Below are 13,237 nucleotides of genomic sequence, written 5' to 3'. Positions count from 1 at the left end.
TATTTGATATATTTATTTTATTGTTAAATGAAAAAAAAATTAACCTTATATTTAACTCTAAACTAATTGGAGGTTATAAATGTCAATTTTTACAAAATTTTTTATCTTTTTATCTTTCATTTTTTTAACTCACAACTTTTCTAATGCACAAGATGTTAGTGTCGGATTTTCACATGATATTAATGTGCCTGCACAGGATAACCCTTTATGGGGAAATGATGTAATGATTGTTAATAATGAACCTGAAGGTCCTATCGGAGGCATTAAAGCCAATGACGGAACAATATGGGTAGCAATAAACGATACTACAATCAGTGACGGAAGAGGGTTGGTTTTTTATAAATCAACAAACTCAGGTGCAAACTGGACTCAGCACGGAACATTCATTCAACCTGCATTTATTGCAGACCAGGTGAAAATGTTAAAAGCCGGAGATTCTACATATTGCTTCTTCAGAATAGCAGGATCAATTTATAGATTTAACGTTGGAAACAATTCCTTTGATGCATTCGATTCTACAAATGTTAGCCACTTTGATGTTGTTTCATCGTCAACAAATAATTTATACTTGTTCTGGTCAAATACTTTTAACCAGGTGAGAAGAATTGGTTCTGTTGACGGCGGTTTTACATGGAGCGGAGCAGGTTTAGTTTCATCAAGTACCTGGAAACCAAATATGTTTATGTCTCCATCAGGCGATACTTTATCATTAACCTATAGAGGAGCAGGTGATGATATGACTGTAATTAACAGGTTCGGATATAGAGAATCAGGTCCTGGCACAATGGCAACTGTTTCGCCTTCAGGAGCTGTTTTAACAGCAGGGACACCGCGTTCGCAGTATTATCCTTTTAAATATCTGAATGTTGTATGGATTGTTTACACTGAAGGAACTTCCCCGGGAATGTCCTTAAAATGTATCGTAAGCACTAATAACGGAACAAATTTTGGAGCTCCGATTGACATAGCAGCAAATGTAAATGTTGATAATTTTTGGTTCTCAGGAGGAATATCACCTACGGGTTCTTTCCGCGGTCTTGATTTATTCTGGGTTAAAGACAGTGCTGGCGCAACAGATAAGTTAATGTATGTTGGCTGCCAGGTTACAACTCCATCAACCTTTCCGACCCCTGCAACTATTTCTCAAAACCCTCCGGTATTTTCTACCAGAGGCTATACGCCATGTGCAATTGAATTAGGCAATGCAGATGTCGGAGTTGTATTTGTTGCTTTAAATTCAGGAACACGAAGAGTTTATTTTGACAGATATGATGCTATTACCGGCATAAGAAATAATAATACAATTGCTGACAATTATTCATTGTCGCAAAATTATCCTAACCCGTTCAACCCGTCAACAACAATTAACTTCAGTATTCCTAAATCAGAATATGTATCCTTAAAAGTTTATGATATAATGGGAAAAGAAATTGCTACATTAGTCAATAGCGAAATGAACATGGGTTCATACAGTGTTGATTTTAATGCAGCTAATTTATCTTCAGGAGTTTATTTCTATAAATTAATTTCAGGAGACTTTACCGAAGTTAAAAGAATGACTTTGATTAAATAACCATTTTCAATGACATTGTATTAAACAAAATGCCCCTTCTCAGGGGCATTTTTGTTATTAATAGTCTTAAGAAAATATTTTACTCCTCGTCAAATCCAAATCTCAAAACTTCTTTCTTAAACACTACATCTTCGGATTCTTTTTCTCCGGTTTTTGTTTCAGATTCACGTTTTATATTTTTTCCCGCTTCTGCTTCAGAAACAGTTGAATAATTTTCCGCTATGGTTTCGGTTGCAGGACGCAAAGTTTTGAGCATCTCGGATTTTGCATCGGGTATTTTGAGAAGCGACGGAATATTGAAATTCAAACCTTCACCGATAAAACCGATTTCGTTGAGAATTATGTCTTCGATATTTAAATCGGATACAAATTCTTTTTCGGTTTCAAATGTATCAATAACCTCGCCCGATTTTTTGCCGATAATCTTAAAATCACTGACGGCGTCAATATCTTCCTGCTTGGGCTCAACTTCAACATTAAAACGTTCATTTGATAAGATTGAGGAAATCTCATCGGGTTTCTTTGTAATCTCATCAACTTTTTTACGCATTACATATTTTTCCTTGAACTCCAAGTATTTTCCTTCTTTATATATTATATCGATTAATTTTTTATAGTTGCTCTTGGTATATTCTATATCGGAAAACACCGCAAGATAATTATTGACTTCCAACTTGCCGCGGTGAATAACATCGGAAATATTTTCCGAAGTCAGGTTCTCTATAATAAACTCCGCTATTCTTTCGGATTTAATTTCCGGAATATTCAAAATCGAATTTAACGAATTGACATCAAAAACCGTTAAATTAGCAATTTTATTTCTTTCAATGCTACCGATTATGTCTGTTAAGCCAAACATCTTCGCGGGATTGGAAACTGCCATCCTAAGATAGCCTTCATACGAAAATCCGCTTTTGAAAAGCAGACCGGCAAGTGTTTTAATTTCCTCAAGAACTCCTCTGCCCAGATATCCTGTTCCTATGCAAATATTTATATTAGATTTTATAAGCTCCTCAAATTCAATGTTGCGTTCTGCAATTCTGAAAAAATCAGACGGACTGAAAATAACATTAACACCCGCATTATATAATCTTTCAATTTCAGTTAAATAAATATAAGACGGGTTGGTTATAATTAAATTATTTGAAAGCAATCCGTATTCATTCAGAATTTTTATTAAGCTCCTGTTGAAATTTCTTTTTGCTTCTTCGGAATAATAGCCCGTGTTAAAAATTTCAAGAAGTAATTTGTTCTCGCCTTCTTTGAGGTTTTTTCTGAGATAACTTAACGAATAATTATTTAAACGTTCCTCCGCTTTCAACCCGAGCAGAAAGAAATTCTTTGCAGTCTTGAAATGATTTATCAGAAAAGTGTCATATAAAGTATAAATAACCGACTGGCGTATGGTTTCGTTTTCTTCAAGAAAAGTTCGGTAAAAATCACGGGTTACATAAGGCGATGATTCTGCAACCATAAGTTCGCCATTCAACAATCCCTGAGTAAAATTTACCGTGAATAAATCTTTAAGATAAATTTCATTAATCTTTGAACAGAAAAATTTATCAAGAAGACGTAAAGAAATATTTGATGAAAGAGTTGAGTAAGTTGTCTTTCTTAAATAAACGTAAGCATAATTATAAGAGGAGTTCTTAAACGAATTAAAAAAGGCAGGCATTATTATTTTGTTCTTGAAGTCGTAAACTTCAAGGTCAGGGTATCTTTCTCGTAGGACATTTTCTGATAATTCATTTTTATAATATACTTCGGCAATTTTATCATTCTTGATTAGAATGTTAAAATACCCCGCCGACTTTTTGCTGTCGAGGGTTAGAACCAAAGCGTTTTTTATGAATTTGAATTTATCCATTTCAGTTTTTTTGCCGCAAAGACTCGAAGACTCAAAGTCTTCTTTAATTTTTTCTTCGTGGCTTCGTGCTTTTATGCCAAAATAAAAAATTTTTTAGTGCAATTCGTGTTAATTCGTGGCAAGTATTTTCTTCGCGTCTTTGTGCCTCGTTACAAAGTTAAATTATAAATCCGTAACTTCGAATTTTTCATTCAAATAAAAATTGCTGTTATGAAGTTCATTTTTATTTTTTTCATAAACAGCATATTGAAATCCTTCACGCACACTGTAAGCTCCCCATTCACCTTTTGTGTTAAGCGCAATAAATCCGACCTGATAAATATGGTCGCGGTTTTTATCCGATAATAAATTTAATTTATAAACACGCTCACAGGCAATCCTGCACGCATCTTTGGGTGAAACACCAAGACGCATCATTTCCACAATTAAAAAACTTCCGCAGGCGCGGATACATTCTTCGCCTCTGCCTGTAGATGCTGCCCCGCCGACTTCACCATCCACATAAAGTCCTGCTCCGATAATGGGTGTGTCACCTACTCTCCCGTGAAGCTTCCATGCCATTCCGCTTGTTGTGCATGATGCCGATACATGCCCTTCATTATCTATTGCAACCATACCGATTGTATCGTGATGACCATCTTCATTTATTAAATCTGTTTTCGCTTTCGTTAATTTAAAATCATCGGTATGCATTTCCTCAGGTTTATCCGAACCTGATGCCTTCCAATCGTTATATTTCTTTAATGAATTTTCCGTTAATAAATTTTCCGATTTAAATCCTTTTTTCAGTGCGAACTCATAAGCCCCGTCGCCTGCAAGTATCGTATGGTTTGTATCTTCAAGCACAAGACGCGCAAGTGAAATAGGGTTTTTAATGTTCTCAACAAAAATCACAGAACCTATTCTTGCTTTCCAATCCATCAATGCCGCATCAAGCGTTACGATTCCTTTGTCATCAGGCAATCCACCGTATCCGACGCTCAAAACTTCGGGGTCGTCTTCTGCAACTTTAACCCCCTGCTCTACTGCATCAAGCGAGTTGCCACCGGCTTTTAAAATTTTATATGCCGCTTCGTTAGCTGCTATCCCGTGTTTCCAGGTTGATATTACTACAGGTTCTATCATTTTCAACGCTGACTTATATGATTTATTTATGATTTTAATAATAAGATTTTTTAACACAAAAACACTAAATCACAAAATAAAATTTACTGATTTTTAATTTAATATAATTTGTGCTTTCGTGATTTTGTGTTATTTCTTTTCTTAACAAGCTTTTGCTCGAATCTTAACATCTTCGCGGCAAACTCAAAGATGCTCCGAGATTATTTCAAAAGTTCTGTCATTGCGGTAAGGTATATTCATGTGCCCATCATTAAATTCTTCGTGAATGTATTTTATTTTATTTTGCTTAAGCTTGTCGCAAAAAATTCTTGCGCCGATATGCAAATCAAACTCATCACGCTTTCCCGCATCGAGATAAATGAGCTTAAGTTTTTTCAAATTGTCTTTATATTTGCCGACCAATCTCACAGGGTCGTGTTCAAGCCACCGGTTAAAAACTTGCTCATCAAGCTCTCCCGTTAAAATATTAAACGGTAAATCAAAATTATACCCTTTTGTTTTGAACCCTTTAGGGTTGGGCGAATAACAGCTCGCCATTCCGATGTTGTTAATGATATTATGAAATGACTTCGGCTTCGGCTGTTTAAAGTTCAGTTCGTTCTTAATAAAATTCGCAACTCCTTTGTCGCCTTTGCCATATGGTTCAATGTCAATTACAAACTCAGGGAACCCAAACATATAGCAATATTCAAAAGCCATATCTCCTGCAGTTGAACACATTAATCCGAACACATCAGGATTTTTCATCGCAAGAATAACCGCGCCATATCCGCCGCTTGATTTACCGCAAACAGCCCGTTTAGACGAATCAGCAATCGTGTTATATTTATTATCGATATAAGGAACAAGCTCATCTATTATATAACTTTCATAATTTCCCGTTGCGGTTGAATTGATGTATTGACTGCCGCCGTATTTTGTTATGCAGTCAGGCATAACGACGATCATTTCATCCATTGTTTTTTCTGCAATCAGTCTGTTGAGACGTTCTTCCATATTCTCTGATAAAAAAGAAATATTAAGATACTGCATTCCCCTGCCCGTAAATCCCGTGAGAAGATATGCTACAGGAAATTTTTTATTAGACTTGCCGTAAGACGGCGGAAGATAAACCGGAAACTTTCTTAACGCCGGGTCACCGAGAGGATTGCCTTTGAGAATTTTGGAATCAAACGATTCAATTATAATCTGCCCGTTCATATTTAGCAATTAAGCTATGAAATTTTTATTATTTAACAATAAGATAAAATTAAGAAATTAATAACTTATTGAAGTTAATAATTTTTAAATCTTCTTTAGTGGTAATTTTGAGGTTGGAAATTTCGCCTTCGACAATTTTCACTTTATAGCCGGCGTTGGTTACGATTGAGGATTCATCGGTCCCAATGAATTTTGTTTTGTGAGCATGCTCGAACGACTTAACTAAAATTTCATATCTGAAAATCTGCGGCGTTTGTATGCGCCAGATATTTTCACGCTTAAGGGATTCGCTAATAAAATTTTTATCATCAATCTTTTTAATTGTGTCGTTAACTTTCAATCCCGGCACAAGCTCAGGATATTTAATTGAAAGCTTAATTAATTCTTTTATTTTTTTCTTTGTAATAAAAGGACGGACTGCATCGTGTATAATTATCCTGTCATCTTTTCCGCACTTCAGTGAAAGCAAAGCATTAAAACCAGATTGATGCCTTGTTTCACCGCCTTCGACAATTCTCGAAACTTTTGAAAACTTATTATCTGAAATTATTTTTTTTAACTTCTTGAAATTATCCGAGCTTGTTGCAATGATAATTTCATTAACGGAATTTATTTCTTGAAATTTTTTTATCGTATAAGAAATTACTTCAATGTTTTTTGGAGGAAGCTTTAAGAATTGTTTTGGGGTTTTGCTTCCAAACCGTGAGCCGGAACCCGCGGCAGGTATGATGACGATGTTTTTCATACGAGCGGCATATAATTAAAAGTTGATACAATCACCTGCGAGTCTTCGGAGTATAGTCCGATTTTTCCGTTGTGATTATATAATTGTTTGTTCGCATGATTTCCCGAATAATCAAAATCTTTAACGTGATTATTATTTATATACACCGATAATTTTTGTCCGCGTTTGATTAATTTATATCGTGTATCCATTCCAAGAGCAAGCTTAGGGTCATTTTCTGTTGATAAAAAAGTTTGACCGAGTTCGTCTTTCATAGTTCCGATTTCAATTCCGTTCGTTTTCAGAATAAAATAATTTGCTTCTTTCTTTCCGTTTGGTGCAATCATATAATTAAAAAGTATCCAGAAAACTTCAAATGGATTTGGGTTCGGCTGGCGAAGCTGTGATAATGTCTTTGCAGTTATCTCGATAATAAAATCTTTGAGAGTAAAGTTTGAAGTTACAAGCGATGCGTGAGTTGTGCCGGGTGCTGATGGTGAGCCGAAAGGAGGAGCAGGCGGATTAAGAAAAAATTCTCCGGGCTGCTGAGAAGCATGATATTGAATCTGCCAATTGTTATGATTTACGGGGTCAAGCACGGGAAAATTATGAGTGTTATTCGTTGATTCAACAGGCGGCTGCGGAGGAACGGGGTCAACCGGAGTAGTATTCCCATTATCATTACTGCCGCCGCCGAAAAGCGATTTAAAAAAATTTATCAGCCAGCCGAACAATTTTTTTATAAGTTTAAGCTACAAGCATCATGTCACCGTAATCATAAAAACGCATCTTGTCTTTGATTGCTTTTTTATATGCTTTCATTACATGGTCTCTCTCTGCGAATGAACACACAAGCATAAGCATTGTACTTTGCGGCAGATGGAAATTTGTGATTAATCTATCAACTACTCTTACAGTTTGTGGCGGATGAATAAATTTGTCGGTCCATCCTTTCCCGGGACGAACGTGCTTGCCTGTTATGACACTTGTCTCAAGCGCCTTAACAACAGACGTTCCTACCGCAACAACTTTTTTCTTCTTGTCTATTGCGACATTGATTATATCGGAGGATTCTTTAGGAATTTCATAATACTCAGAATCCATTCTGTGCTTTGAAAGGTCTTCAACCTCAACAAGACGGTATGTTCCAAGTCCGATGTGCAAAGTAATCGGAACAATCTTCACGCCTTTTTTATGAATGGCGCTTAAAAGTTCTTTTGTGAAGCTAAATCCTGAGGAAGGGGCTGCAACAGAACCAACATGTTTCGCATATACAGTCTGAAAAGTATCTTTATCTTTCTCGGTTGCTTCGCGTTTTATGTAATGAGGAAGCGGCATTTTGCCAAGCTTGTCAATATATTTTTTGAAATCGTCCTTATTATAATTAAAACGGACTATTCTTCCGCGAGATGTTGTATTATCGATTACCTCGCAGTAAAGATTTTTTGTGAAGAAAATTCTGTTGCCGATTCTGACTTTTCTTGCAGGGTCAACAACAACGTCCCAGATGTTTTCTTCTTTAGAAAGCTGTCTCAATAAAAACACTTCAATCTTAGCGCGTGTTTTTTCCTTTGTTCCCATAAGCTTTGCAGGAAAAACTTTCGAGTCGTTCACGACAAGAACATCGCCTTCATTGAAATAATCAACTATATTCTTGAATTTTTTTACTTCGACCTCACCGGTGTCTTTGTGAAGAACCATTAACTTCGATGCATCCCTTGGGGATTTAGGGACTTTTGCGATTAAGTTTTTAGGAATGGGATACTTAAATTGAGAAAGCTTCATTTTTATAATTATAATGTAATGAAAATTTAATCCCCCTTAATAAAGGGGGACAAAGGGGGTTGTTTAAAATTTTATTTTATGTTGTAAAACGCTTTTATGCCCGGATAAAATGCAGCAGAACCAAGCTGTTCTTCAATTCTTAAAAGCTGGTTGTACTTTGCAACACGGTCAGTTCTTGAAAGCGAACCTGTTTTTATCTGTCCTGCATTTGTTGCGACTGCAAGGTCGGAAATAGTCGTATCCTCTGTTTCTCCGCTTCTGTGGCTGATTACGCAGGTATATTTGCTTGTCTTTGCAAGTCCAATAGCGCTTAAAGTTTCGGAAAGTGTTCCGATTTGATTTACCTTAACAAGAATTGAATTTCCTATATGCTCTTCGATTCCTTTTGCTAGGATTTCAGGGTTTGTAACAAACAAATCATCACCAACCAGCTGAACTTTTGAGCCAAGCTCTTCAGTTAAGTTTCTCCATCCGTCCCAATCGTTTTCGCCAAGTCCGTCTTCTATGCTGATAATCGGAAATTGATTAACCATAGATTCATACATCTTAATCATTCCGTCAGAAGTTTTTGAAGGCAAGTGTGATTTATAAAACTCGTAGTTAACTTTACTTCCGTCTTTCTTATACATTTCAGAAGACGCAACATCGAGAGCAATGTAAATGTCTTTCCCTGCTTTATATCCTGCTCCGTCAATTGCCTGTAAAATTACTTCAACAGCTTCATCATTCGATTTTAAGTTCGGAGCAAATCCGCCTTCATCACCCACAGCAGTGTTTAAACCTTTTTTGTGAAGAACATTTTTCAGTGAATGAAAAACTTCCGTTCCTGCGCGTAAAGCTTCGGCAAAAGACTTGAAGTTAACAGGAACAATCATGAACTCCTGAAAATCAACATTATTGTCAGCATGCTTTCCGCCATTGATAATGTTCATCATCGGGACAGGCAGACATCTTGCATCTGCACCGCCAAGGTATCTGTATAATGGAACATTAAGATAATTTGCCGAAGCATGCGCGGCTGCCATTGAAACTCCGAGAATTGCATTTGCGCCAAGCTTAGATTTATTCTTTGTGCCGTCAAGCTTTATCATCAGCTCATCAAGCTCATATTGCTGGAAACAATCGAAGCCGGTAAGTTTTTTTGCGATTGTGTTATTGACGTTATCAACTGCTTTGCGTGTGCCTTTTCCAAGATAGCGTTTTTTATCGCCGTCGCGCAATTCGACAGCTTCGCGCTCACCTGTAGATGCGCCTGATGGAACTGCAGCTCTACCGAGCGTGCCGTTTTCTAAAATTACATCAACTTCTATTGTAGGGTTACCCCTTGAATCAAGGATTTCACGTGCGTGAACGGATTTTATTGAGGGCATTTATTAGAAAATGAGTTATTTTTTGAGGAATAAACACCTAAAATAATATAAACTTAGAGGGAAATCAATGCAAAAGGAAGACTTTTACCAAAAATGCCTATTCCTGAATGAAATTTATATAATAAATGATTGTTTACATAATTACATTGAATAATTCCTTAAAAATCACAAAATTGAATGTTATGCAAAAAATTAAAAATCTGTCGTTATTAGCGGTAGTATTTTGTGTTTTTACTTTTTCAGGGTTTGGATGTTCGGCTGCACTTAATGCTCTTGAAAACCTTCAAAGATTGAAGTTTAAACTTGGCGAGGTTCATAATTTCCAGCTCGCAGGAGTTCAGATTTCACATATTACCTCTCCGTCTTACTTAAGTGTTTTTGAGGCTGCCAGTTTAGCAACTGCTTTTGCGCAGGGTCGTTTGCCTGCAAGCTTTACACTGGATGTTCTCGCAAAAAATCCTAATGACGGAACAGGCGGAACAAAGCAAGCTACTGCAACAATGACATCGATGCGATGGAGACTGCTGATTGACGGAACAGAAACTGTTGCGGGTGCCATAGAGCAGCCGGTTACTATACCGGGTGTTGGGCAGGAAACCATAATCCCAGTTGGTGTTAGTGTTGACCTTGTACAGTTTTTTAATGCAATAGGATATGAAAGGATTCTTAATCTCGCATTCGGTATTGGCGGAAGCACGGGAAACGCAGGAAAACTCCAATTAAAAATTACACCTGAGGTTTCAACTTTCTTAGGTCCTATTGTAATGCCTGAAATTACTGCGGTAACTTACGAATTCAGATAAAATTTTTTGCGGACGAATAAACATTTGAGTAGATTTAATGGATAAAATAATTGTTGCGATTGACGGACCTGCCGGAACGGGAAAAAGCACAACTGCAAGACTACTTGCACAGAAGTTAAACGTATTATACATAGACAGCGGCGCAATGTACCGCGCAATAACATATCTTGTTCTTAAAAATAACATTCCTCTTACTGAAGTCGATAAAATCGCTGAGCTTTCTTCAAACGCTAACATAGAATTCAAAGACGATAAAGTCTTTGTTAATGATGAAGACATAACGGAAAAAATCCGTTCGCTTGATGTTACGAACAAAGTCAGCGCAGTAAGCAAGCTGAAAGAAGTGCGCAAAAATCTCGTTGAGAAGCAAAGACAGTTTTCGAAAGAGCAAAGCGTTATAATGGACGGAAGAGACATCGGAACGGTTGTTTTTCCCGATGCAAACTTTAAGTTTTTTTTTGCATGTGATTTGAAAACCCGTTCAGTAAGGAGACAGCAGGATTTTATGGACCTGGGACAAAAAATTCCGCTTGAAAAAATCATTCTTGAAATTAAAAAGCGCGATGAGCTCGACACAAAACGCGTCGAAAGTCCTCTGAAGAAAGCAAAAGATGCAATCGAGATTGACACTACCAACATGATTATTGAAGAACAGGTAGATTGTCTTTATAAGAAAATAATGGGAATCGTTCCCAATAATTAAATAAGAGTTTTTTTAAACAAGCCGGAGGCATAATGCCGATGGAATTTACAAACTAAACCCTTTGAAGTAATAAAGTCTTTAGATTTTTTTACAAAGGGACAAAGGAATAAACAATTAATGTCAGAAGTAGAAACAAAAGAAAGAACAAATCCGGCAGCGAATGGAGTTCAAAATGAAGTTAGTTCAACAAAACGTGATACCATCGTCACTCAAAAGTATAAAACAGGAGAGTATGAAGATGATGAGTATGATGGTCTGTTAAAGCTGTATGAAAAAACCTTCAACGTTATAAAAGAAAACGAGCTTGTTAAAGGCAAGATTGTTGCAATAAACGGTGAAGATGTTTTAATTGACATCGGCTCAAAATCAGACGGAAGAGTTTCAATTAACGAATTCTCAGACCGCGATGTTGTTGCTGTGGGCAATGAAATAGAAGTTTTCTTAGAAAAAATTGAAGACAAAGAAGGACAGCTTGTTCTTTCAAGAAAGAAAGCCGAGTCCATCAAAATGTGGGATACCATTGTTGATGCTAATAAGACCGGTGCTACAGTAAAAGGAAAAATCTTAAGAAGAATAAAAGGAGGATTTGTTGTTGACATAACAGGTCTTACTGCATTCTTACCGGGTTCTCAAATTGATACCAAGCCGGTCAGAGATTATGATGAATATGTCGGCAGAGTAATGCCGTTTAAAGTTATTAAAATTAATAACGCAATTGAAAACATTATCGTATCACACAAAGTCCTCATCGAAGAATCAATGCAGGGACAGCGTGAAGAACTTCTTAAATCGATTCAAAAGGGTCAGACACTTAAAGCGGTTGTTAAAGCAATCACAGACTTCGGTGTGTTCGTTGACCTTGGCGGTCTTGACGGATTGATTCATATCACTGACCTTTCATGGGGAAGGATCAATCATCCGAGCGATGTCGTTAAGCTTGACCAGGAAATTGAAGTTCACGTTCTTGAGTTTGATAAAGAAAAACAAAGAGTATATCTCGGCTTAAAACAATTACAGCCGCATCCATGGGATAACATCAACGAAAAAGTTAAAGTTGGTGATAAAGTATCAGGCAAAGTTGTGTCATTAACCGACTACGGTGCTTTTATCGAAATCGAAAAAGGTATCGAAGGACTTATTCACGTAAGTGAAATGTCATGGACACAACACGTAACTAACCCGAGCCAGATGGTTACAATGGGACAGCTTGTTGATGCTCAGGTATTGAACATTGACACCGAGAACAGAAAGCTTTCTCTCGGCATGAAGCAGTTAACTCCTAATCCATGGCAGAGCTTACTTGAAAAATATCCTGTCGGAACAAAACAAAAAGGAAAAGTCTGCAACATAACAAACTTCGGCGTGTTCGTTGAGCTTGAGCAGGGTGTTGATGGTCTTATCCACATTTCCGATATGTCATGGACAAAGAAAATCTTCGACGTAAAAGAATTTGTGAAAATGGGTGAAGAGCTCGAAGTTGTAATTCTTGGTGTTGATGTTGCTAACCAAAGAATTTCACTTGGTAGAAAACAGCTTCTTGATAATCCATGGGATAACCTCGAGACGAATTATAAAATGGGAACAGAAACCGAATGCAAAATAATTAAACCGATTGAAAAAGGTTTAATCGTTGAGCTTCCTGATGGTGTTGATGCGTTTATTCCTGCTTCTCAATTATCGGTAACACCTATAAAGAGTCTTGCTGATACTTACAAACCGGGTCAGGCATTGAAAGCTGAAGTCATTGAGTTCGATAAAAACAATAAGAAAGTTGTTTTATCCGTTCTTGAGTACTTAAAAGACAAAGACCAGGAAGAAGTTGATAGCTATCTAAACAGATTCAAAATCCAGAAGAAATTTACAATTCAGGATATACTTGAAAAGACAAAAAACTATAAAGAAGAACAGCTTGATTTCAGAATTGAAGACTTAATCGGGGAAGAAATGCCTGAGCTTTCACAGCCGAACATTTCAACTGATTTAACCGCAGAAAATTCAGCGGCAGTACCTGCTCCTGAAACCAAATCTGAAACAAAACCTGAAGAACCGAAACAATAAACTGAATTAATTGATTAATAAATTAAAAG

General features: G+C 36.7%; 11 protein-coding genes. 4 read left to right on the top strand and 7 right to left on the bottom strand.

Going from position 1 to position 13,237, the window contains the following annotated elements:
* The first annotated feature begins 79 nt into the window (after positions 1-79).
* Complete coding sequence (locus VHP32_00230) at positions 80-1,573, top strand: T9SS type A sorting domain-containing protein (GenBank protein HEX2786305.1); 1,494 nt, start codon at positions 80-82, stop codon at positions 1,571-1,573.
* Positions 1,574-1,652: 79 nt separating this feature from the next.
* Here the strand turns inward: VHP32_00230 and VHP32_00225 are convergent, their stop codons facing one another.
* The 7 genes from VHP32_00225 to eno all read right to left on the bottom strand — a co-directional run bounded on the left by VHP32_00225 (position 1,653) and on the right by eno (position 9,644).
* A complete protein-coding gene (locus VHP32_00225) occupies positions 1,653-3,440 on the bottom strand; it encodes an amidohydrolase family protein (GenBank protein HEX2786304.1) in 1,788 nt (595 codons plus the stop codon).
* A gap of 162 nt (positions 3,441-3,602) precedes the next feature.
* The gene (locus tag VHP32_00220; GenBank protein HEX2786303.1) at positions 3,603-4,565 is read right to left on the bottom strand and encodes a N(4)-(beta-N-acetylglucosaminyl)-L-asparaginase; all 963 of its coding nucleotides are present in this window, start codon (positions 4,563-4,565) and stop codon (positions 3,603-3,605) included.
* A gap of 183 nt (positions 4,566-4,748) precedes the next feature.
* Positions 4,749-5,765 carry an alpha/beta hydrolase-fold protein gene (locus VHP32_00215; GenBank protein HEX2786302.1) on the bottom strand — a complete coding sequence of 339 codons (1,017 nt, stop codon included), beginning with the start codon at positions 5,763-5,765 and terminating at the stop codon, positions 4,749-4,751.
* A gap of 49 nt (positions 5,766-5,814) precedes the next feature.
* Positions 5,815-6,510: a 2-C-methyl-D-erythritol 4-phosphate cytidylyltransferase gene (gene ispD / locus VHP32_00210; protein HEX2786301.1), complete on the bottom strand. Its 696-nt coding sequence runs from the start codon at positions 6,508-6,510 to the stop codon at positions 5,815-5,817.
* Positions 6,507-7,223: a hypothetical protein gene (locus VHP32_00205; protein ID HEX2786300.1), complete on the bottom strand. Its 717-nt coding sequence runs from the start codon at positions 7,221-7,223 to the stop codon at positions 6,507-6,509. The genes ispD and VHP32_00205 overlap by 4 nt, the downstream gene beginning before the upstream one ends.
* A 13-nt stretch (positions 7,224-7,236) precedes the next feature.
* Positions 7,237-8,274, bottom strand: a complete 1,038-nt coding sequence (gene queA, locus VHP32_00200; protein ID HEX2786299.1) for a tRNA preQ1(34) S-adenosylmethionine ribosyltransferase-isomerase QueA — start codon at positions 8,272-8,274, stop codon at positions 7,237-7,239.
* A gap of 71 nt (positions 8,275-8,345) precedes the next feature.
* Entirely contained in the window at positions 8,346-9,644 is a 1,299-nt protein-coding gene (gene eno, locus VHP32_00195) for a phosphopyruvate hydratase (protein HEX2786298.1), read from the bottom strand.
* Positions 9,645-9,826: 182 nt separating this feature from the next.
* Here eno and VHP32_00190 point away from each other — a divergent pair, with 182 nt between their 5' ends.
* The 3 genes from VHP32_00190 (at position 9,827) to rpsA (ending at position 13,208) form a co-directional block, all read left to right on the top strand.
* A complete protein-coding gene (locus tag VHP32_00190; GenBank protein ID HEX2786297.1) occupies positions 9,827-10,447 on the top strand; it encodes a hypothetical protein in 621 nt (206 codons plus the stop codon).
* Between the two features lie 37 nt (positions 10,448-10,484).
* Entirely contained in the window at positions 10,485-11,150 is a 666-nt protein-coding gene (gene cmk, locus VHP32_00185) for a (d)CMP kinase (protein HEX2786296.1), read from the top strand.
* 117 nt (positions 11,151-11,267) lie between these two features.
* A complete protein-coding gene (gene rpsA, locus VHP32_00180) occupies positions 11,268-13,208 on the top strand; it encodes a 30S ribosomal protein S1 (protein ID HEX2786295.1) in 1,941 nt (646 codons plus the stop codon).
* The last annotated feature ends 29 nt before the right edge of the window (positions 13,209-13,237 follow it).

It is taken from the genome of Ignavibacteria bacterium, from assembly GCA_036262055.1.
In the GTDB taxonomy this organism is placed as follows: Bacteria; Bacteroidota; Ignavibacteria; order Tepidaquicellales; family Tepidaquicellaceae; genus DATAJP01.
The sequence above is the reverse complement of the archived record's forward strand: the minus strand, read 5'-3'. Positions and strand labels throughout refer to the sequence as shown.